This window comes from Streptomyces sp. NPDC005728 (assembly GCF_040630895.1).
Classification (GTDB): Bacteria; Actinomycetota; Actinomycetes; order Streptomycetales; family Streptomycetaceae; genus Streptomyces.
This window is the reverse complement of sequence record NZ_JBEXYL010000020.1, coordinates 19,234-39,651: the sequence shown is the minus strand read 5'-3', so window position 1 is coordinate 39,651 and position 20,418 is coordinate 19,234. Positions and strand designations below refer to the sequence as shown.

Annotated in this window: 23 protein-coding genes and 1 tRNA gene; 11 read left to right on the top strand and 13 right to left on the bottom strand. The window is 71.7% G+C overall.

Features of this window, described 5'->3' with window-relative positions; genetic code table 11:
- Positions 1 to 5: 5 nt before the first annotated feature.
- Complete coding sequence (locus ABZ471_RS16140) at positions 6 to 1,028, bottom strand: phosphotransferase family protein (protein ID WP_359066819.1); 1,023 nt, start codon at positions 1,026 to 1,028, stop codon at positions 6 to 8.
- 170 nt (positions 1,029 to 1,198) lie between these two features.
- Complete coding sequence (locus ABZ471_RS16135) at positions 1,199 to 1,498, bottom strand: hypothetical protein (protein WP_359066817.1); 300 nt, start codon at positions 1,496 to 1,498, stop codon at positions 1,199 to 1,201.
- A 115-nt stretch (positions 1,499 to 1,613) separates the two neighbouring features.
- Here ABZ471_RS16135 and ABZ471_RS16130 point away from each other — a divergent pair, with 115 nt between their 5' ends.
- Positions 1,614 to 2,618: an NADP-dependent oxidoreductase gene (locus ABZ471_RS16130; protein ID WP_359066815.1), complete on the top strand. Its 1,005-nt coding sequence runs from the start codon at positions 1,614 to 1,616 to the stop codon at positions 2,616 to 2,618.
- Positions 2,619 to 2,668: 50 nt separating this feature from the next.
- Here the strand turns inward: ABZ471_RS16130 and ABZ471_RS16125 are convergent, their stop codons facing one another.
- From ABZ471_RS16125 to ABZ471_RS16110, 4 genes are read right to left on the bottom strand one after another with little or no spacing between them, the layout of a single operon-like run.
- Positions 2,669 to 2,992 carry a DUF202 domain-containing protein gene (locus tag ABZ471_RS16125; protein ID WP_359066813.1) on the bottom strand — a complete coding sequence of 108 codons (324 nt, stop codon included), beginning with the start codon at positions 2,990 to 2,992 and terminating at the stop codon, positions 2,669 to 2,671.
- Positions 2,980 to 3,372 (bottom strand): DUF202 domain-containing protein, encoded by a 393-nt coding sequence (locus ABZ471_RS16120; RefSeq protein ID WP_359066811.1) that lies wholly within the window; start codon positions 3,370 to 3,372, stop codon positions 2,980 to 2,982. Before ABZ471_RS16120 ends, ABZ471_RS16125 begins: the two co-directional genes overlap by 13 nt.
- A 21-nt stretch (positions 3,373 to 3,393) precedes the next feature.
- Complete coding sequence (locus tag ABZ471_RS16115) at positions 3,394 to 3,909, bottom strand: NUDIX domain-containing protein (protein WP_359066809.1); 516 nt, start codon at positions 3,907 to 3,909, stop codon at positions 3,394 to 3,396.
- Between the two features lie 34 nt (positions 3,910 to 3,943).
- Entirely contained in the window at positions 3,944 to 4,837 is an 894-nt protein-coding gene (locus ABZ471_RS16110) for a DMT family transporter (RefSeq protein WP_359066807.1), read from the bottom strand.
- 388 nt (positions 4,838 to 5,225) lie between these two features.
- Here ABZ471_RS16110 and ABZ471_RS16105 point away from each other — a divergent pair, with 388 nt between their 5' ends.
- From ABZ471_RS16105 to ABZ471_RS16095, 3 genes are all read left to right on the top strand, one after another.
- Entirely contained in the window at positions 5,226 to 6,323 is a 1,098-nt protein-coding gene (locus ABZ471_RS16105) for a hypothetical protein (protein WP_359066805.1), read from the top strand.
- A 78-nt stretch (positions 6,324 to 6,401) separates the two neighbouring features.
- Positions 6,402 to 7,136, top strand: coding sequence for a molybdopterin-dependent oxidoreductase (locus tag ABZ471_RS16100; protein WP_359066803.1), 735 nt, complete (start codon positions 6,402 to 6,404; stop codon positions 7,134 to 7,136).
- The gene (locus ABZ471_RS16095; protein WP_359066801.1) at positions 7,120 to 7,746 is read left to right on the top strand and encodes a cytochrome b/b6 domain-containing protein; all 627 of its coding nucleotides are present in this window, start codon (positions 7,120 to 7,122) and stop codon (positions 7,744 to 7,746) included. The genes ABZ471_RS16100 and ABZ471_RS16095 overlap by 17 nt, the downstream gene beginning before the upstream one ends.
- 7 nt (positions 7,747 to 7,753) lie before the next feature.
- Here ABZ471_RS16095 and ABZ471_RS16090 read toward each other — a convergent pair whose 3' ends face one another.
- Genes ABZ471_RS16090 through ABZ471_RS16075 form a run of 4 tightly spaced genes read right to left on the bottom strand, consistent with a single transcriptional unit; the run spans position 7,754 to position 11,530 of the window.
- The gene (locus ABZ471_RS16090) at positions 7,754 to 8,779 is read right to left on the bottom strand and encodes an L-idonate 5-dehydrogenase (protein ID WP_359066799.1); all 1,026 of its coding nucleotides are present in this window, start codon (positions 8,777 to 8,779) and stop codon (positions 7,754 to 7,756) included.
- Positions 8,780 to 8,793: 14 nt separating this feature from the next.
- Complete coding sequence (locus ABZ471_RS16085) at positions 8,794 to 9,558, bottom strand: SDR family oxidoreductase (RefSeq protein ID WP_359066797.1); 765 nt, start codon at positions 9,556 to 9,558, stop codon at positions 8,794 to 8,796.
- 13 nt (positions 9,559 to 9,571) lie between these two features.
- Positions 9,572 to 10,969: a gluconate:H+ symporter gene (locus tag ABZ471_RS16080; protein ID WP_359066794.1), complete on the bottom strand. Its 1,398-nt coding sequence runs from the start codon at positions 10,967 to 10,969 to the stop codon at positions 9,572 to 9,574.
- A 42-nt stretch (positions 10,970 to 11,011) separates the two neighbouring features.
- Positions 11,012 to 11,530 carry a gluconokinase gene (locus ABZ471_RS16075; protein WP_359066792.1) on the bottom strand — a complete coding sequence of 173 codons (519 nt, stop codon included), beginning with the start codon at positions 11,528 to 11,530 and terminating at the stop codon, positions 11,012 to 11,014.
- Between the two features lie 140 nt (positions 11,531 to 11,670).
- On the opposite strand from ABZ471_RS16075, the gene ABZ471_RS16070 reads away from it, so the two are divergent.
- On the top strand, positions 11,671 to 12,372 hold the full coding sequence (locus tag ABZ471_RS16070) for a FadR/GntR family transcriptional regulator (protein WP_359066790.1): 702 nt from the start codon (positions 11,671 to 11,673) through the stop codon (positions 12,370 to 12,372).
- Between the two features lie 5 nt (positions 12,373 to 12,377).
- Here the strand turns inward: ABZ471_RS16070 and ABZ471_RS16065 are convergent, their stop codons facing one another.
- Positions 12,378 to 12,749, bottom strand: a complete 372-nt coding sequence (locus tag ABZ471_RS16065) for a YchJ family metal-binding protein (protein WP_359066788.1) — start codon at positions 12,747 to 12,749, stop codon at positions 12,378 to 12,380.
- A gap of 115 nt (positions 12,750 to 12,864) precedes the next feature.
- Here ABZ471_RS16065 and ABZ471_RS16060 point away from each other — a divergent pair, with 115 nt between their 5' ends.
- Genes ABZ471_RS16060 through ABZ471_RS16050 form a run of 3 tightly spaced genes read left to right on the top strand, consistent with a single transcriptional unit; the run spans position 12,865 to position 15,617 of the window.
- On the top strand, positions 12,865 to 13,179 hold the full coding sequence (locus ABZ471_RS16060; protein WP_359066786.1) for a dsRBD fold-containing protein: 315 nt from the start codon (positions 12,865 to 12,867) through the stop codon (positions 13,177 to 13,179).
- Positions 13,180 to 13,187: 8 nt separating this feature from the next.
- On the top strand, positions 13,188 to 14,492 hold the full coding sequence (locus ABZ471_RS16055) for a phosphoribosyltransferase family protein (RefSeq protein ID WP_359066784.1): 1,305 nt from the start codon (positions 13,188 to 13,190) through the stop codon (positions 14,490 to 14,492).
- A gap of 9 nt (positions 14,493 to 14,501) precedes the next feature.
- The gene (locus ABZ471_RS16050) at positions 14,502 to 15,617 is read left to right on the top strand and encodes a CapA family protein (RefSeq protein WP_359066782.1); all 1,116 of its coding nucleotides are present in this window, start codon (positions 14,502 to 14,504) and stop codon (positions 15,615 to 15,617) included.
- A gap of 10 nt (positions 15,618 to 15,627) precedes the next feature.
- On the opposite strand, the gene polX is transcribed toward ABZ471_RS16050, so the two are convergent.
- A complete protein-coding gene (gene polX, locus ABZ471_RS16045) occupies positions 15,628 to 17,355 on the bottom strand; it encodes a DNA polymerase/3'-5' exonuclease PolX (RefSeq protein ID WP_359066780.1) in 1,728 nt (575 codons plus the stop codon).
- Positions 17,356 to 17,419: 64 nt separating this feature from the next.
- A tRNA-Leu gene (locus ABZ471_RS16040) sits at positions 17,420 to 17,507 on the bottom strand.
- Between the two features lie 197 nt (positions 17,508 to 17,704).
- Here ABZ471_RS16040 and ABZ471_RS16035 point away from each other — a divergent pair.
- From ABZ471_RS16035 to ABZ471_RS16025, 3 genes are all read left to right on the top strand, one after another.
- Positions 17,705 to 19,030: a M20/M25/M40 family metallo-hydrolase gene (locus tag ABZ471_RS16035; RefSeq protein ID WP_359066778.1), complete on the top strand. Its 1,326-nt coding sequence runs from the start codon at positions 17,705 to 17,707 to the stop codon at positions 19,028 to 19,030.
- A 147-nt stretch (positions 19,031 to 19,177) separates the two neighbouring features.
- Complete coding sequence (gene chpH, locus ABZ471_RS16030; RefSeq protein WP_359066776.1) at positions 19,178 to 19,411, top strand: chaplin ChpH; 234 nt, start codon at positions 19,178 to 19,180, stop codon at positions 19,409 to 19,411.
- 142 nt (positions 19,412 to 19,553) lie between these two features.
- Entirely contained in the window at positions 19,554 to 20,384 is an 831-nt protein-coding gene (locus ABZ471_RS16025; protein ID WP_359066774.1) for a chaplin family protein, read from the top strand.
- Positions 20,385 to 20,418 lie beyond the last annotated feature (34 nt).

The window sequence follows — 20,418 nt, the reverse complement described above, 5'->3', positions numbered from 1 at the left end:
TCCGGTCAGCCTTCCTGGAGAGTGGTCAGTCCGTGGTCGATGAAGACGGGCACGAGTTCGCCGATGCGGTCGAAGCCCTGCCCGACCGTCTGGCCGAGCGTGTACCGGTAGTGGATGCCCTCCAGGATCACGGCGAGCTTGAACCAGGCGAACGCCGTGTACCAGGAGACGGCTGAGACGTCGCGCCCCGAGCGTGCGGCGTACCGCTCGATCAGTTCCTGCGGGGACGGGTGTCCCGGGGCCTCGGCGGTGGTGGAGACGGGGGAGTGCGGCATGCCGAGCGGCCGGCTGTACATCACCAGCAGGCCCAGGTCGGTCAGCGGGTCGCCGAGCGTCGACATCTCCCAGTCGAGGATGGCGTTGATCCGGTCGTCGGCGCCGATCAGGACGTTGTCCAGCCGGTAGTCGCCGTGCACGACGGTGGGCGCGGGGGAGGCGGGCAGGGCGCGTCCGAGGGCCGCGTGCAACTCGTCGATGCCGGCCAGCTCGCGGTTGCGGGAGGCATCGAGCTGCTTGCCCCAGCGGCGCAACTGCCGGTCCAGGAAGCCCTCGGGACGGCCGAAGCCCTCCAGGCCCACCGCGGCGGGGTCCACCGCGTGCAGCTCGACCAGCGTGTCCACCAGGGACAGCACCGCGTTGCGGGTGCGCTCCGCGCCCAGCGGGGCGAGCTGGTCGGCGGTGCGGTACGGGGTGCCCTCGACGAACTCCATGATGTAGAACGGCGCCCCGAGCACCTCCTCGTCCTCGCACAGCAGCACCGGGCGGGGGACCGGCACGTCGGTCGGGTGCAGCGCGCTGATCACCCGGTGCTCGCGCTTCATGTCGTGCGCGGTGGCCAGCACATGGCCGAGCGGCGGCCGCCGGACGATCCACTTCGAGGTGCCGTCGGAGAGCGCGTAGGTGAGGTTCGACCGTCCGCCCTCGATCAGCCGGCCGGTCAGCGGGCCGTTCACCAGCCCCGGTCGCTCACGGTCGAGCAGGCCGCGCAGCCGGCCGAGATCGAGTCCGGGTGGGTGGTCGGCGCTCATACATCACTCCTACGAACGGGTGAACAGGAACCCGACTCATGATGCCGACCGGTCGGTATGCCGTCCAGTGCATACGCCGAACGTGGCGAGAAACGTGACCGGAGCCACGATAGGCCGACGGCTCCCCGGTGCGCTGCCCGGGGAGCCGTCGGCCCCTGCCGTCCGGCAGGTCAGTGGTCGTCCCAGTGGTCCCCGTGCTCGGCATGCCGGTGCCCGTCGTGCAGATAGTCGACGTGGTCGCCGTGCTGCACCTGTGCGTGCCCGCACTCCTCGTGGTGCACGTGCGCGTGGCCGTCGTGCGCGGTGTGGCCGGCCGGCTCGCACTCGTCCCAGTGGTCTCCGTGCTCGCGGTGCAGATGGCCGTCGTGCGCGTAGTCGAGATGGTCGCCGTGCGGCACGGCCGTGTGCCCGCAGTCCGGACCGTGGCTGTGGGTGCCGTGCTCGGTGTGTTCCTGGTGGAGCGTCGTCATGGTGTTCACCTTCGGGGGTACGGAAGGGTGGCGACGGACAGGCTACGCGCGCAAACGGTACATATCGGGGCATAACCGATTGCGTGGCGTACGAGTACCCCGGAGGGTCGAGGACATGAAGGGCATCAGCTACAGCGGCTACGGCGGACCCGAGGTGCTGGAGTACGGCGAGGTCCGCGACCCGAAGGTCGGCCCGGACCAGGTGCTGGTCAAGGTGCGCGCGGCGGCGGTCAACCCGGTCGACTGGAAGTGTCGCGAGGGCTATCTCGACGCGATCCTGGACGCCGTCTTCCCGGTCGTCCCGGGCTGGGACGTCAGCGGGGTGGTGGTGCAGCCCGGCGCCTCGGTGACGGAGTTCTCCGTCGGGGACGAGGTGATCGGCTACGTCCGTGAGGACTTCCTGTCCCGGGGCACCTTCGCCGAGTACGTCGCCGCGCCCGTGCGCACACTGGCCCGCAAGCCGCGCAACCTGTCCTTCGAGGAGGCCGCCGGCTTGCCGCTGGCGGGGCTCACCGCCTACCAGGTGCTCGTCAAGGCGCTGGACGTCAAGCGGAGCGAGACGGTCCTGGTGCACGCGGCGGCCGGCGGGGTCGGCTCGGTGGCCGTCCAGATCGCCGCCCACATCGGTGCCCGGGTCATCGGCACGGCGAGCGAGCAGAACCACGACTTCGTACGGAGCCTGGGCGGCGAGCCGGTGACCTACGGCGAGGGCCTTGTCGAACGGGTGCGCGGCCTCGCTCCCGAAGGTGTGGACGCGGCCTTCGACACCATCGGCGGCGACACCCTGAGGACTTCGGCCGACCTGCTCGCCCCCGAGGGCCGCCTGGTGTCGATCGCCGACCCGGACGTGGTGAGCTACGGCGGCCGCTACTACTTCGTGCGCCCCGACGCCCAGGACCTGACCCACCTGTCCGAGCTGGCGGAACAGCGGGTGGTGTCCGTGCACGTCCAGGACACCTTCCCGCTGGAACGGGCGGCGGACGCGCACCGGCTGAGCCAGGAGGGGCGCACGCGCGGGAAGATCGTGGTGACGGTGGACTGGGAGGCCGAAGAGAGCACCCTTTGGACCAAGAGCGAAGAGGAGACCCTCTACACCACGAGCCAAGAGGGCACTTTCTAGACCACGAGTCAGGAGGACGTCTGCTGGACCATGAGTCGAGAGGGCATTCTCTAGACCACGAGCACAGCCGCGCACACGGCCATCGCCACCGTGCACAGCACCGCCGCCGTCGCGTGCCGGGGCGCCAGCGCGGACGGGCGGGGGCTCGTCGCGAGGGTGCGGATCCGGCGGTGGGCCACCCACAGGAAACCCAGCCAGAGCGCACAGCACAGGGCGCACATGACGACGCCGACGGCCGAGGTCCCGCCGTGCAGTGCGGTCTTCACCGCGAGTACGGCGGCCACGGTGCTCGACAGTGTCGTGCGCCGCCAGGCCAGCCGGGTGCGCTCCGGCTGGAGCCCCGGATCCCGCCCCTCGGCGCTCACCCCGCCCATCCGACCAGCACCACCACGACCATCGCGAGGGCCACCACGGCGACCACCAGGCTCAGCACGGCCGGGAAGCGGGACGCCGGCAGGTCCTCGCCGCGCCGCATCGCCTGCTCGCAGCGCACCCAGTGGTTCACCGCACGCAGCGAGCACAGCACACCGGCGCCGAGCAGGGCGAGCGCGAGACCGACCCGCCACGCCCAGCGCAGGTCCGGCAGGAACTGGTCCACCGCGAAGCCGCCGCCGATCAGTGCGAGCGCGGTCCGCAGCCAGGCCAGGAACGTGCGCTCGTTGGCCAGCGAGAACCGGTAGTCGGGGGTGGCGCCCTCTTCGCGAACCTGATCCGGGGCGAACCAGAGCCGGACGTTCCGCACGAATTCGATCACGCGCAGGACCCTACCGGGGTGTCACCGGGCCGCCCGGAACGCCCTCAGCCTCTCGTACGCCGCCAGCCCGTCCGGCACCCATTCCCACTCGCCGAGCCGCCGCTTCACCTCGTCCTCGGGCAGGAAGTCGTACCACTGGACCTCCTCCACCTGGGGCCGTACCGGAAGGTCGCAGCGCACCTCGTACACCGCCGACCACCAACTGTTCCCGGCGCCGTCGTCGTACAGGAACTTGAAGAGGTACTCCGGCCTGGGCAGACCGTCCACCCCCAGCTCCTCCTCCGCCTCCCGCAGCGCCGCCTCGTCGTAGGACTCGCCGGCGCCCACCACCCCGCCGACGAACATGTCGTAGAGGGAGGGGAACACCAGCTTGGTCGCGGTGCGGCGGTGGACGAAGAGCCGCCCGGCCGCGTCCCGGGCCTGGATGAAGACGCACCGGTGACGCAGGCCCCTGGCGTACGCCTCACCGCGCGGGACCCGGGCGACGACCCGGTCGTGCTCGTCGACGATGTCGAGGATCTCGTCAGCAGGGTTCATGCCCATATCCAAGCAGGGCCCGTCCGCGGGGGGATCAGCGCCGCTGGAGGTCCCGGGCGCGCTCCGCCTCCGCCGTGCCGCACGGCATCGCCGGGTGCAGCCCGAGCAGCACGATGCCCGCGACGATCGCCGCGAGCCCCGCCGCCTCCCAGGCCAGCGCCCCGGTGTCGGTGTGCAGCCGGTCGCCGAGGAAGCCCACTCCGCACAGGATGCCGGCGAGCGGCTGGGCCGCGGTGAGCGCGGGCAGCGACATGCGCAGCGGAGCCGTCTCGAAGGCGCTCTGCACCAGGATCAGCCCGGTGACGCCGAGCGCCAGCACGCCGTACGGCTGCCAGCCGGTGAACAGCTCCGTGAAGCCGCCCTCGGAGAAGCGGGTGCCGCTCACCCGGGTGAGCGCGTCCTGCACGCCGTACAGCAGTCCCGCAGCGGTGGCCAGCAGCACCGGACCCCAGCTGAGCCGGGACCGCTTGGCGTACGTCGTGAGCACCATGGCCGCGCCGAGCATCGCGCCGATGATCAGCCAGTGCCGCACCGGGTCGGCGACCGCACTGCCGCCGCGCGGCTCGCCCGCCACGATGAACGCGGTCACGCCGCCCGCGAGCAGCGCGAGGCCGGCCCAGCCCTGGCGGCCCAGGGACTGCCGGGTCTGGTGGCGGGAGAGGGCGAGCGCGAACAGCAGGTTCGTGGCGAGCAGCGGCTCGACCAGGGAGATCTCGCCCTTGCCGAGGGCGATCGCGCCCAGCAGCATGCCGGCCACCATCAGGCCGATGCCGCCCAGCCAGCGCGGTACCCGCATCAGGTCGAGCAGCAGCCGGAACGACAGGAAGTCGCCGAGCGGTGCCTTCTGGGCGGCGTTCTGCTGGAGCACGAACCCGAAGCCCACGCAGCAGGCCGCACTCACGGCGAGAAGGAGAACCAGAACGGACACGCTGCGTACCTCGATCATCCGGTCGGACCACGGACGCGTAGGGGCCGACTGTAGCGCTCCCGGGGCGGCATTGCCCCGGAGAGTGCCCGGAACCGGGCAGTTGACTCGGTCACGATGCCCGGCCCCTCGCGGGGGCGACCCGAGGCGCCGGGGGGATCGTCCGGTCATGCTCCGACGTGTCGGCGTGCCGCGCCATGGCGTACGCCACAGCAATGCGTCCGAACCCGGTACGCGTACCTCGGCAACCAGGGCGGTACCGCCCCAAGTGCCCTTCCCAGCAAGGTGGTTGAAGCGTGGCAACACCCGGGTTCCGCTTGACGTGAGCCTTGGCTGGGGGTTTGCTGTGCGTGATCGGTCGATGGCAGCCCGAGAAACAGGAAGACCTGCGGTGCCCCCACTCCCGCCTCTGCTCGGCATGCGCCGAGCCTCCACGGACCAGTCCGGTGACACCGCCCCGGACGGCTCCGCAGCGCTGGAAGGCGTCTTGGAAGGCGTCTTGGAAAGCGCCTCGGAAAGCACCTCTGGAAGCGCCCCGGAAGGTGTCTCGGAGAGCGCCGCAGAAGGTGCCTCGGCAGATGTCCTGGACGACGCTCTCGGCGACGCCGAACTCCTCGCCGCCCGGGCCGCGTTGGCCCAGGGCCGGTGGCAGGCCGCCCGCTCGTTGCTGTTGCACACCGGCGAGGACTGGGACCGCCGCGGCCACCGGATCACCGTGCTCGCCGGGGAACCGTACGCCGCCGCATGGGCCGGTGAGTGGCTGCTCGCCGAGCCAGCGTCCGCCGACGCCGCCACCCTGCACGCCCTGGCCCTGGTCCAGCGCGCCCTGCGCGGCAAGGAGGACGCCGACCGGGCCCGCGAGGCCTGCCGCACCGCCGCCCCGCTCGCCCCCGCCGACCCCACCCCCTGGCTCGGCCTGCTCCTGCTGGCCCGCACCCTGGGCCCGGAGAGCGCACTGCTGCACGCCTTCGCGGAACTCCGCGAGCGGCACCCCGAGCACCACCACGGCCACCATCTGCTGGTCGCCCGCCTCGCCGAGCGCCCCCAGGGCGGCCGGGCCGAGTCCCACGAGGTGTACGACCTCGCCGAGCGGGCCGCCGCCGAGGCCCCCGCCGACTCCCCGCTGGCCGTCCTGCCGGTCGTCGCGTACGCCGAGCGCTACCGGGTCCTGGCCGCCACCGGCCTGGCCCCCGCCGACCCGGCCTGCTCCGGGCACTGGTCGGGCCCGCGGGCCCGCGCGATCCTGCGCGCCGCCTTCGACTGGTGGCTGGAGTGGGAGCACGACGAGCACCCCCGCCGCCACACCGACCTCAACCACCTGGCGTTCGCCATGTCCTCGGCCGGCCGCCCGGCCGAGGCCGCAGCCCTCTTCCAGCGCATCGGCCGGCACGCCACCCCGGCCCCCTGGTCCTACCCGCACCGCGATGCCCGGCAGGCCTTCGGCGCCGCCAGGCGCCGCGCACTCGGCGGGGTGTGCCCCGAGCCGTAGGTGAGAAGTGATTACAGAAGTCTGACCGGTGGCCGTACGCCCTGGCCCCACGGGGGCCGGAAGTGCTCGAATGAATACGTGAACCCTGAACCATCCGAGGAGCCCGAGCCCCAGGGCAGGCCCATCGGCCGCCGCGTCTTCCTCGGCACCCTCGGCCTCGGTGCCCTCGGCGTCGCCGCCGCACCCGTGCTGCAGCGCGGAATGGAGGGCTTCCTCGGCACGGTCTCCGGCAAGGACCCCACGGGCCTGACCGGTCTGCTGCCCAACGGCGGGGGCTTCCGCTACTACTCGGTCGCCGCCTCCGTCCCGCACAAGGGGCCCGCGGACTACCGGCTCACCGTCGACGGCCTGGTCGACCACCCGCACACCTACAACCTCGCCGACCTGCGCTCCCTGCCGCAGACCCGGGTGGTCAAGGACGTGCAGTGCGTCACCGGCTGGCGCGTCCCGGGCACCCCCTTCGAGGGCGTACGCCTCTCCGAGCTGCTGGAAGCGGCCGGCGTCCGCTCCTCCGCCAAGGCCATCCGCTTCACCTGCTTCGACGGCACCTACACCGAGAGCCTCACCCTCGACCAGGCCCGCCGCCCGGACGTCCTGGTCGCCCTGCGCATGCAGGACAAGGACATCGGCCACGACCACGGCGGCCCGGTCCGCCTCTACGTAGCCCCCATGTACTTCTACAAGTCCGCCAAGTGGCTCTCCGGCATCACGGTGACCGACCGCGTCCGGCCCGGCTACTGGGAGAAGCTCGGCTACGACGTCGACGCCTGGGTGGGCCGCTCGAACGGACGGACCGATGAGCCTACGAGCTGAGACTCCGGCGCCGCCGAGCGCCCGGATCCGCCGCTTCAGCCGGGCCGAGCGGTGGGTCCACCGCACGACGGCCGCGCTGATGGGCGTGTGCGTGCTGACCGCGGCCTGCCTCTACATCCCGCAACTGGCCGTGCTGGTCGGACGCCGCGCACTGGTCGTCCGCATCCACGAGTACGCCGGGCTGGCCCTGCCCGTCCCCGTCCTCCTCGGCCTGGCCTCCCGCGCCTTCCGCACCGACCTGCGCTTCCTCAACCGCTTCGGCCCGCACGACCGGATGTGGCTGCGCGCCGCGCTGGTGAGGGACAAGCGCCGCTCCTCCCGCCCGGCGGGCAAGTTCAACGCGGGGCAGAAGGTCTACGCGGCCTGGATCGCGGGGGCGACCCTGGTCATGCTCGGCACCGGCCTGATGATGTGGTTCACCCACCTTACCCCGCTGATGTGGCGCACGTCGGCGACCTTCGTCCACGACTGGCTGGCCCTGACGATCGGCGTGGTCCTGGCCGGTCACATCGGCATGGCCCTGGGGGACCCGGAGGCGAGGCGGGGTCTGCGGACGGGGTCGGTGAGCCGGGAGTGGGCGAAGAGGGAACACCCTTTGTGGCGTCCGTAGGCGTCACTCACCCGCCGAAGTCCAGCAGCACCTTGCAGGACCGGCTCCTGTCCGCAGCCAGCTCGAACGCAGCACGAGCGTCCCGCACCGGAACCACCGCACTGATCAGCCCCTCGAACTCCCCCCGGGCGGCCAGCAGTTCCAGCGCCTCGTCGAACTCGGTGCCGAACCGGAACGCTCCCCGCAGCTCGATCTCCCGGCTCACCACCAGGTTCCCGGCGAACGGACTCCGGCCCGGAGGCAGCATCCCCAGCTGTACGACCACGCCCCCGCGCCGCACCAGCCGCAGACAGGTGTCCAGACCGGCCGCCACCCCGGACGCCTCGACGGCCACGTCCACCTCGGCCGGCCACCCGGGATCGTCGGGATCGTCGGCCCGTACGAGGGTGTCGGCCCCGGCGACGGCGGCGTACCCGAGCGCCTCGGGCAGCAGATCGGTCGCCGTCACCCGCACCGCACCGGCCGCCTTCGCCGCCGCGACCACCAGGCACCCGATCGGCCCGGCCCCGGTCACCAGCACCTGCCTGCCGGAGACGTTCCCGGCCCGCCGTACCGCGTGCAGTGCCACCGCGAGCGGCTCGGCGAGCGCGGCCCGGCGCAGCCCGAGCCCGTCCGGCAGCTGCCTCAACTGCCCGGCAGGCACGACCACTCGACCGGCGAACCCGCCCTGCACATGCGGAAAACGGGCGGCGCTGCCGAGATACCGGGTGTCCCGGCACACGTTCGACCGCCCGTCACCGCACTCCGGGCACCGCCCGCAGGGCGTGGCGGGGTGCACGGCAACAGCCGTACCCGGAACGGGGCCGGTGGCTCCGGCACCGTAGGCGACCACCGTGCCCACCACCTCGTGCCCGAGCACCAGCGGCTCCCTGAGCCGGAAGTCCCCGACCGAGCCGTGCCGCCAGTAGTGCAGGTCGGACCCGCACACCCCGCCGTACCGGACGGCCACCAGGGCCTGGCCGGGGCCGGGTGCGGGGACCGGCAGCTCCTCCACGCGCAGCTCGCCCGCACCGTGGACCACACAACCCAGCATGTCCGCGACCCCTTTCAGAGCACGCTCGTCATACCGCCGTCGACGTACAGGACCTGCCCGCCGACGAAGTCGGCCGCGGGTGAGGCGAGGAAGAGCACCCCGCCCACCAGGTCCTCGGTGCGGCCCCAGCGGCCGGCCGGGGTCCGCCCGCGCACCCAGGCGCTGAACTCCTGGTCCTCGACGAGCGGCCTGGTCAGCTCGGTCTCGATGTAGCCGGGCCCGAGCCCGTTGACCTGGACGCCGTACGGGCCCCAGTCCGCGCACATGCCCTTGGTGAGCATCTTCAGCGCGCCCTTGGTGGCGGCGTAGGGCGCGATACCTGGCCGTACCACCTCGCTCTGCAGCGAGCAGATGTTGATGATCTTGCCGTGGCCGCGTTCCGTCATCCGCCGGGCCGCCTCCCGGCCGACCAGGAACGCGCTGGTGAGGTTGGTGTCGAGGATCCGGTGCCAGTCGGCGTCCGTGAACTCCAGGAGCGGGGCGCGCAGTTGCATGCCCGCGTTGTTGACGAGGATGTCGAGCGGGCCCACCCGCTCCTCGACGTCCGCGATCCCGGCGGCCACGGACGGTCCGTCGGTCACGTCGAACACCGCCGTGTGCACCCGGTCGCCGGGCAGTCCGGCGGCCGCCTCGGCCAGCCGGTCCCGGTCGCGCCCGTTGAGGACCACCGTGCAGCCGGCCTGGGCCAGGCCCCGGGCCAGCGCCAGGCCGATGCCCCGGCTGGATCCGGTGACCAGGGCCGTACGGCCGCCGATGTCGAAGAGGGGGTGAGCCGTCATCGCCGTACCGCTCCTAGATCACGAGGGACAACAGCAGGACCAGACCTCCGGCGACCACCGAGATGATCGTCTCCATCACCGACCAGGTCTTGACGGTCTGGCCGACGCTCAGCCCGAAGTACTCCTTCACCAGCCAGAAGCCGGCGTCGTTGACATGGCTGAAGAAGAGCGAGCCGGCACCGATGGCGAGGACCAGCAGCGCGGTGTGGGTGGTCGACATGTCGGCCGCGAGCGGCGCGACCAGACCGGCCGCCGAGACCGTCGCCACCGTCGCCGAACCGGTGGCCAGCCGGATCGCCACCGCGATCAGCCAGGCCAGCAGCAGCGCCGGGATCGACCAGTCCTTGGAGATCTCCAGGATCATCTGGCCCACACCGCAGTCGATCAGCGTCTGCTTGAAGCCGCCGCCCGCACCGACGATCAGCAGGATGCCGGCGATCGGCATCAGGCCCTTCTCGACTGTCTGCTGAAGCCGTTCCTTGCTGAACCCGGCGGGCTGGCCCAGCGTGAAGAAGCCGACGAGCACGGCGGCCAGCAGTGCGATCAGCGGTGAGCCGATGATGTCGAAGACCCGCTGGTTCAGGTTCGTGGGGTCGTCGACGACGATGTCCACCAGCGCCTTGGCCAGCATCAGCACCACCGGCAGCAGCATGGTGGCGAGCGTCGCGCCGAAGCCGGGCCGGCGGTCCAGCTCCTCCGACGGGCGCTGCGGCAGCATCCGGTCGGGCGCCGGGACGTCCACCCAGCGGGCGGCGAACCGCGAGAACACCGGACCGGCGATGATCACCGTCGGTATGGCGACGAGGATGCCGAGCGCCAGGGTCACGCCCAGGTTGGCGCCGACCGCGTCGATCGCGACCAGCGGACCGGGGTGCGGCGGGATCAGGCCGTGCATCACGGACAGGCCGGCCAGCGCCGGGATGCCGATGCGCATCAGGGAGTAGTTGCCGCGCTTGGCGACCATCAGGACGACCGGGATCAGCAGCACGATGCCGACCTCGAAGAACAGCGGCAGGCCGACCACGGAGGCGATCAGCACCATCGCCCAGGGCATGGCACGCCCGCCCGCCTTGGCGAGGATCGTGTCGACGATCTGGTCGGCGCCGCCGGAGTCGGCGAGGAGCTTGCCCAGGATCGCCCCGAGCGCGATCAGGACGCCCACGCCGGCCACTGTGCTGCCGAGTCCGGTGGTGAAGCTGACGATGGCCTTGTCCAGCGGTGCCCCGGCCACCGCGCCGAGCACGAGCGAGCCGATGGTCAGCGACAGGAAGGCATGGAGCTTGAACTTGGTGATGAGCAGGACGATGACGGCGATGCCCACCAGGACGGCGATGCCGAGCTGGGCATGGCCGGCGGACGTGATAGGCGCAGGCGCGTCCGCTGCCAGCATCTCGACGCTGAGTCTGGTCACGGGGGTTCCCTTGCAGGTACGAGGGGGGACGGGGGTGGGGTGTTACTCGGCTGTGTCGGGAAGCGTGTCGAGCGCCTTGACGGCACGCTCGGTGATCTCCTGGGGGCCGCCGCTGACGTCCACGGCGACGCCCGCCTCGTCCGGCTCGAGCGGCTGCAGCGTGGCGAACTGGGAGTCCAGCAGCGCGGTCGGCATGAAGTGACCCCGCCGGTGGGACATCCGGTCCTCGATGAGCTTCCGGTCGCCCGTCAGGTGCACGAACACGATCCCGGGAGCCACGGCCCTGAGCCGGTCGCGGTACGACCGCTTCAGCGCCGAACTGCTGACCACCCCGCCGAACCCCGCCCGCCCGTGTGCCCAGTGGCCGATGGCGTCGAGCCACGGCCACCTGTCGGCGTCCTCGAGCGGGATCCCGGCCGACATCTTGTCGATGTTGGCCTGGGGGTGGAAGTCGTCGCCCTCGGCGTAGGGGACGCCCAGCCGGGCGGCGAGCAGAGGACCGATCGTGGTCTTGCCCGTCCCGGCGACGCCCATCACGACGACGACCTGGGGGGTGCGCATGACTGCCTCGCTGTCTTCCTCGACATCCGACGCCACATCGGCGTCGCCACACTGAAGCCCATTAGGTACGACGAATTCAAGAGTCTGTGATGTATAAGTCTGACTTTTTGTCTCTGTGATGCAGGCCGTACGCTGAGTGCATGAGCACACCGGGCCGAGGGCTGCACGGCCGCGTACTGGACACCCTCGGCCCTGCGATCACCGCCGGCGAGTACCCACCGGGCAGTGTTCTGCGCACCGACGAGCTGGCACAGCACTTCGAGGTGTCACGCTCCGTGATGCGCGAAGCGGTCCGCGTACTGGAGTCCATGCACCTGGTCGAGTCCCGCCGCCGGGTGGGCGTGACCGTCCGCCCCAAGTGCGAGTGGAACGTGTACGACCCTCAGGTCATCCGCTGGCGCCTCGCGGGCGCCGACCGCCCGCACCAGCTGCGCTCCCTGACCGTGCTGCGCTCGGCCGTCGAGCCGGTGGCGGCCGGCCTCACCGCCAGGAACGCCACGGCCGACCAGTGCGCCGAACTCACCGAGTGCGCGCTCGGCATGGTGGCCAACTCACGCGGCCACCGGCTGGAGGACTACCTGGTCCACGACATCGCCTTCCACCGGGTCATCCTCACGGCGTCGGGCAACGAGATGTTCGCCCGCCTCGGCGACGTCGTCGCGGAGGTGCTGGCCGGGCGCACCCATCACGAGGTGATGTTCGAGGACCCCGACCCGGCCGCCGTCACCCTGCACGTCCAGGTCGCGGAGGCGGTCCGCGCGGGCGACGGCCCCCGCGCCGAACAGCTGACCAGGGAGATCACCATGGGCGCCCTCCAGGAACTGGACATCCTGGCGCCCTGACCACGTCAGTCCAGGAATTCCCCGTCGACGTACGCCCACGCCCCGTCCACCCGCTCGAACCGGCTGCGCTCGTGCAGCGAGCCGCCGCGGTAGGAGGCGCGGAAGGTCACCGTGCCGGTGGTGTGGAAGGCGGATCCGTCGGCGGTGTCCACGATCTCCAGCCCCGTCCACTTCGTCCGCGGGTCCAGATCCAGCTGCCCCGGCCGGGTCCGCGGGTGCCACGTCCGCAGGAGATACCCCGCGTCCCCCTTCACGAACGCGCTGTACCGCGACCGCATGAGCGCCTCGGCGGTCGGTGCGGCGGCACCGGAGAGGTAACGGCCGCAGCAGGCGTCGTAGGACTCGGGGCGGCCGCAGGGGCAGGTGCGCGTGGTCATGGCCCACATTCTGCCCGGACCCGGGGAGGCGTCGGGCGCCGGTGCGATGCACAGTGGAAGTGGTGACGCGCCGGTGCGTCCCGTTGCCTCGCAGCGCAGTGAGGAGAGACGGACGATGACTGGAACCGTGAGCAACCACCGTCCTCCGTCCGTGAAGGAATGGCGGCTGAACCTCTACTTGTCCGAGCACGACCCGGACACCACGGCCAGGATCATCCTGGACACCGGGGACAACGTCCTGGAGAGCCACGCGGAGGCCCGGCGGAACCCCTACGACACGGCGATGCCCGAGATCGGCGACGAACTCGCGGCCGGGCGTGCCCTGATCGCCATGGGCCGCCTGCTGCTGCGTGCGGCCGCGGGCGACATGAAGGAGATGGGAGCCATCGACGAGGAGAGCCCCACACCCCTGTGGCTCGCCCGCGAGTGAGGTGCGGCGTGTTCTTCACCGACCGGCTCGACGCAGGACGGCGGTTGGGCGCCCGCCTGGAGTACCTCCGGGGCCAGGACGTCGTGGTCCTGGGGCTGCCCCGCGGCGGGGTGCCGGTCGCCGCGGCCGTCGCCGAGGCGCTCGACGCACCCCTGGACGTCTGCCTGGTCCGGAAGCTGGGCGTGCCCGTCCAGCCGGAGCTGGGGATGGGCGCGATAGGCGAGGACGGCGTGCGGGTGATCAACCAGGAGGTGCTGCGCGACACCGGCGTCGGACAGGCGGACCTGGACCGGGTCGAGGCACACGAGCGCGAGGTGCTCGCACAGCGGGCCGCCCGCTACCGGCGCGAACACGCTCTCGTCGCCGTCGCCGGCCGGACCGCCGTGGTCGTCGACGACGGCGTGGCAACCGGCTCCACCGCCAAGGCGGCCTGCCTGATCGCCCGGGCCCGGGGCGCGGCGCGCATCGTGCTGGCGGTCCCCGTGGCACCACGGGACTTCACCCGGCGACTCGGCGGGGACGCCGACGAGCTGGTCTGTCTCGACACCCCGGCCGACTTCTTCGCGATCGGCCAGTTCTACGGCGACTTCACGCAGGTCGACGACGAGGAGGTGACCGCCTGTCTGCGGCAGGCGGCCAGGCGCCACGACCTCTTCGCCGGCACCGGTCCCGAGGACCGCGAGGTGGAGGTGGCGGCCGGTGTCGTACGGCTGAGCGGGCGGCTGACGCTGCCCGCGGGTGCGACCGGGGTCGTCGTCTTCGCCCACGGCAGCGGCAGCAGCCGGCACAGCCCGCGCAACCGGTTCGTGGCCGAGGGCCTGAACCGGGCCGGCCTCGGCACCCTGCTCTTCGACCTGCTCACCGAGGCCGAGGAACGCGACCGGAACAACGTGTTCGACATCGCCCTGCTCGCCGAACGGCTGGTCGACGCCACCGGCTGGCTGCGCGAGGAACCCGACGTCGAAGGGCTCGCCATCGGTTACTTCGGCGCCAGCACCGGCGCGGGCGCCGCCCTCTGGGCCGCCGCCGAACCGTCGGCACGCCCCGCCGCGGTCGTCTCCCGCGGCGGCCGGCCCGACCTCGCCGGACCCCGGCTGCCCGCGGTGACGGCACCCACGCTGCTCATCGTCGGCGGCGCCGACCCGCAGGTGCTCGGCCTCAACCGGGAGGCACAGGCCCGGCTCCGCTGCGAGAGCCGGCTCGACGTGGTCCCCGGCGCCACGCACCTGTTCGAGGAGCCCGGCACGCTGGAGCAGGTGACCGAGCTGGCCCGCGACTGGCTCACCGACCACATGGCACCCGCACACGTGTAGGTGGGGATCATGCACGAGGGGGTCGTCACCCTGTTCGTCGGCGGTGACGTCATGCTCGGCCGAGGCGTCGACCAGATCCTCCCGCACCCCGGGGATCCGGCCCTGCGGGAGGACTACGTGCACGACGCCCGCGACTACGTGGCCCTGGCGGAGGCCGCGAACGGCCCGATACCCCGGCCGGTCGACCCCACCTGGCCCTGGGGCGAGGCGCTGCCGGTCCTGGACCGTGCCGCACCCGACGTCCGCGTGATCAATCTGGAGACCGCCGTCAGCCAGGACGGCGACTTCGCACCCGGCAAGGGCGTCCACTACCGGATGAACCCGGCCAACCTGCCCTGTCTCGCCGTGGCCCGCCCCGACGTCTGCGCCCTCGCCAACAACCACGTGCTCGACTTCGGACCCCTCGGGCTGGCCGAGACCCTGGACTCCCTGGCGGGGGCCGGGCTGCGCACCGCGGGGGCGGGCCGGGACGAGGTCGCGGCCTGGCGGCCCGCGACAGTACCGCTGCGGCCGGGCGGACGCGTGCTGGCCTTCTCCTTCGGAATGCTGTCCAGCGGAATCCCGCACAGCTGGGCCGCCGGCGCCGAGCAGTCCGGAGTGGCCCTGATCACCGCGCCGACCGAGGGCGCGGCGGCCGCCTTCGCCGACCGGCTGCGGCAGGTCGGCCGGCCGGACGACATCGTCGTAGCGTCCGTCCACTGGGGCTCCAACTGGGGATACGGCGTCTCCCGCGCCGAGGTCCGCTTCGCGCACGCGCTCGTGGACGCCGGCGTGGATGTCGTCCACGGCCATTCCTCCCACCACCCGCGTCCGCTGGAGGTGTACCGGGACAGGCTCGTCCTGTACGGCTGTGGTGACCTCGTCGACGACTACGAGGGCATCGGCGGCTACGCGCACTACCGGGACGACCTGCGGCTGCTGTACCTGGCCGCGCTGGAGCCCGGCACGGGCCGGCTGACCGGCCTGCGGATGGTGCCCCTCCAGGCGCGCCGGATGCGCCTGGAACACGCGTCGGCCGCGGACACCGCGTGGCTGCGCGCCACCCTCGACCGGTGCAGCCGTGACTTCGGCACCCGCGTCGAGCAGGGGGACGCCGGTACCCTCACCGTGCGTTCGCTGCGCTGAGACCGGAACCTCAGGCCCGCCCGCCCTTCCGCAGGAACCGGCGCAGGCGGGTCAGCGGCCAGGCGTTGACCACGTCCTCCTCGGTGAGCCAGCCGCGCTGTGCCGTGCCGACGCCGTAGCGCAGCTGGGCGAGGTGGAGGACGGAGTGGGCGTCGCTGTCCACCGCGAACCTCACCCCGTACCGCCGGGCCCGCAGGATGTCCTCGTCGCCAAGATCGAGGCGGTCGGGCTGGGCGTTGATCTCCAGCGCGGTGCCGGTGCGGGCGCACGCGGCGAACACCTCGTCCCAGTCGGCGTCGACGCCCGGCCGCCTGCCGATCAGCCGGGTGGTCGGATGCCCGATGACATGGACGTACGGGTTCTCGCAGGCTCGTACGAGGCGTCTGGTCATCGCCTTCCGGTCCTGGTCGAAGTGGGAGTGCAGGGAGGCCACGCAGAGGTCGAAACCGGCCAGGAAGTCGTCCGGCCAGTCCAGTTCGCCGTCGGGGCCGATGTTCAGCTCCGTACCGTGCAGCAGCCGCATCCGGCGCCGGGTGCCGTCCAGCTCCCGCACCCGTTCCCGCTGGGCGAGGATCTTCTCGTCGGTCATGCGCTGCATGTACAGGTTGGGCGCGTGGTCGGTGACCGCGTAGTACGCGTAGCCGCGTGCGGCGGCGGCGTCCACCATCGTCTCCAGCGGCGCCAGACCGTCGGTGAGGTCCGTGTGGGTGTGCAGATCGCCGCGGATGTCCCGCTCGGTCACCACCTCGGGCAGCTCACCGCGCAGCGCCGCCTCGATCTCCCCGCGGTCCTCCCGCAGCGCGGGCGGGATCCACGGCAGGCCCAGCCGGTCGTACACCTCCTCCTCCGTACGGGAGGCGAGCGATTCCCCGCTCTCCACGTCGAACAGGCCGTACTCGGACAGCTTCAGCCCCTGGTGGACGGCGATGGTACGGGTGCGGATGTTGTGCGCCTTGGACCCGGTGAAGTACTGCATCCCCGCGCCCCACGACGCGGGAGGCAGCACCCGCAGGTCCACCTGCACGCCCTTGCCGGTGCGGATCGACGTCTTCTTCCCGCCGTGGGCGATCACCTCCGCGGTCGACGGCAGTGAGACGAGGGCGTCCATGAAGGGGGCCGACCGGTCCGCCGCGACGAGGACGTCGATGTCACCGATGGTCTCCCTCATCCGCCGCAGCGATCCGGCGTACGCGCAGCGCTCGCAGCCGGGCACCGCGGACAGCGCGGCGACGATCTCCTCGGCGGTGTCGAGGGCCAGATGCAGGGGGATGCGGTCGCCCGCCTGCCGCAGCAGCCGGATCCCGTGCAGCAGGTTCTCCTGCGTCTTCTCGCCGAACCCCTTCAGGTCGGACAGTGCGTCCGCCTCGATGGCCGCGGCCAGCTCGTCCACCGACGAGATGTGCAGGTCCTCGTAGAGTCGCAGCGCCTTCTTCGGGCCGAGGGTGGGGATCGTGATCAACTCCCGCACCCCGGCGGGGATCCCCGCCCGGCGCTCCTCCACCGCGGCGACCTTTCCGGTGCGCAGGTACTCGACCACCTTCAAGGCGATCGACCTGCCCACGTTCGGGATCTCCCGCAGACCGGCGACATCCAGTCGGGAGATGTCGGCGGGATGGCCGCCGATGGCACGCGCCGCCTTCTCGTAGGCGCGCGCCTTGAAGGCGTCGCCTCCCGTGATCGCGATGAGGTCCGCGTACTCCTGCAGGAGCGCCTCGACCTCTTCGTTGGGCCGGGCCACTCCACCAGTGTAGAAAAAACACCAGCGGCGCCGACCGGGATCCGGTCGACACCGCTGGTGTTCATGGTGTCCGAGGGGGGACTTGAACCCCCACGCCCGATAAAGGGCACTAGCACCTCAAGCTAGCGCGTCTGCCATTCCGCCACCCGGACAAGGTGTCTGTCGCGCGGGGTTTCCCTCGCCTCGACGAAGGAAACATTACCAGGCTTTCGGGGGTGGCTGATCACACCCCGTTCCCGGGTCCGGTCCGCGTGAACGGCGTGTGACGGGCCTGGACCGGTCTTGGGCCGGAGCGGAGCCGGAGAGAGGATGAGGAGGACCACCAGCAGTGACAGCAGGAGGAATCAGCGTGAGCGAGACGGACACGGCCAAGGGCGTCACCGGCGAGGACGAGGTCGTGGACCTCTGCCGCGAGCTGATCCGGTTCGACACCAGCAACTACGGCGACCACTCGGGGCCGGGCGAACGCAAGGCCGCCGAATACGTCGCAGAGAAGCTCGCCGAGGTCGGGCTGGAGCCGAAGATCTTCGAGTCGCACCCGGGACGCGCCTCCACCGTGGCCCGGATCGAGGGCGCGGACCCGTCCCGGCCCGCACTCCTGATCCACGGCCATCTGGACGTCGTTCCGGCCAACGCCGACGACTGGACCCACCATCCGTTCTCCGGCGAGGTCACCGACGGGTGCGTCTGGGGACGCGGTGCCGTCGACATGAAGGACATGGACGCCATGACCCTCGCGGTCGTGCGGGACCGGCTGCGCAGCGGACGGCGGCCGCCCCGGGACATCGTCGTCGCCTTCCTCGCCGACGAGGAGGCGGGCGGCACGTACGGTGCCCGGCACCTGGTCGACCACCACTCCGACCTCTTCGAGGGCGTCACCGAGGGGATCAGTGAGGTGGGCGGGTTCTCCTTCACGGTGAACGAGCAGCGGCGGCTCTACCTGATCCAGACCGCCGAGAAGGGCATGCACTGGATGAAGCTCACCGTGGCCGGCACCGCCGGGCACGGGTCGATGATCCACCGGGACAACGCCATCACCGAGCTGTCCGAGGCCGTCGCCCGGGTCGGCCGGCACAAGTTCCCGGTGCGGGTCACCAAGACCACCCGGGCCTTCCTCGACGAGCTGGGCGACGCGCTCGGCACCGAGCTGGACCCGGAGGACATGGAGTCCACCCTCGCCAGGCTCGGCGGCATCGCCAAGCTCATCGGGGCGACCCTGAGCAACACGGCCAACCCGACCCAGCTGAACGCCGGTTACAAGGTCAACGTCATCCCGGGCGAGGCCACCGCGCACATCGACGGGCGCTTCCTGCCGGGCCACGAGGAGGAGTTCCTGGGCGACCTCGACCGGCTGCTCGGGCCGAACGTCCGGCGCGAGGACGTGCACTCCGACAAGGCGCTGGAGACCAGCTTCGACGGGGCGCTCGTCGAGGCCATGCAGTCCGCTCTGCTGGCCGAGGACCCGACCGCCAAGGCCATCCCCTACATGCTCTCCGGCGGCACGGACGCCAAGTCCTTCGACGACCTCGGCATCCGTGGCTTCGGCTTCGCGCCGCTCAAGCTGCCGCCGGAGCTGGACTTCGCCGGCATGTTCCACGGCGTGGACGAGCGGGTGCCGGTGGACGGGCTGAAGTTCGGCGTGCGGGTGCTCGACCGGTTCATCGACGCGTCGTGAAGCCATGGGCCCAGGTAATCGGGCGCGCGTACGAGATAGAACTAAGAAGAGTGAATGCGACGATAAGCTCGTAGCTCCATTAGTTCCTCCTCGTTACAGGTGATGCGATCAGCTACACGAGATCGCTTTTGCCAACAAGGAGGAATAATGCTCAAGAAGGTCGTTGCTGCTGCGGCTGCCACGGGTGGTCTGGTTCTCGCGGGTGCGGGCCTGGCCGTCGCGGACTCGGGTGCCCAGGGTGCCGCTGTGCACTCGCCGGGCATCGTGTCGGGCAACGTCGTCCAGGTGCCGGTGCACGTCCCGGTGAACGTCTGCGGTAACACGATCAACGTGATCGGTCTCCTGAACCCCGCCTTCGGCAACACCTGCGTCAACAAGTGACGCAGGCTCCCTGAGGGGCGTCTTCTACGAGCCGTCGGCCTCGGAGCGCGCGCCATGCGCTCCGAGGCCGACCGGTCTTTTCCCGCGGAACTCCGTTGCGCGGGAACGCACTGAGAACCGAATGCAGGGGTGGAATTCAGAAATGCGACAGGGCACCCGCAAGGGCCTGATGACGATGGCGGCCGCCACCGGTGTGATCGCCGCCGCGAGCGGTTACGCCCAGGCCGACTCGGGCGCGATCGGCACCGCGACCGGCTCGCCCGGAGTACTGTCCGGCAACACGGTGCAGGCGCCGGTGCACGTGCCGGTGAACGTCTGCGGCAACACCGTGAACATCGTCGGGCTGCTCAACCCGGCGATGGGCAACACCTGCGCCAATCACGGCGGGGGTACCTCGGGAGGCCACGGCGGCTCCGGCGGCTCGCACGCGGGCGGCCACACCACTGGCTCGCCCGGCGTCGGCTCCGGCAACACCGTGCAGGTGCCGATCGACGTGCCGGTCAACGCGTGCGGCAACAGCGTGAACGTCATCGGTGTGGGCAACGCCACCACGGACAACGACTGCTCCAACGGCGGCGGCAGCCACCACACCCAGCCGCCGGGCGACGGACACGGCAACCCGCCCGGAGAGCCGGGACACCCCGGTCAGCCGGGTCAGCCCGGCCACCCCGGTCAGCCGGGACACCCCGGTCAGCCGGGACACCCCGGCACCCCGGGGCACCCTGGTCAGCCGGGCCACCCCGGTACGCCGGGACACCCGGGGACTCCGGGCACCCCGCCGACCACCGGAGGGCACACTCCCCAAGGCTCGTCCCAGGTCAAGCAGCATGGCGGACGCTCTGCCGAGTCCCTGAGCACCGCCCAGCTCGCCCACACCGGCAGTGAGCTGCCGCTGGGCCTCGCGCTGCCGGTGGGCGCGGGCGCGCTGCTCGCAGGCGCGGTGTTGTACCGCAAGGCTCGGGCCTCGGCGTAGTACGACAGATCGTACGGAACGGGCGGGCCCTGCC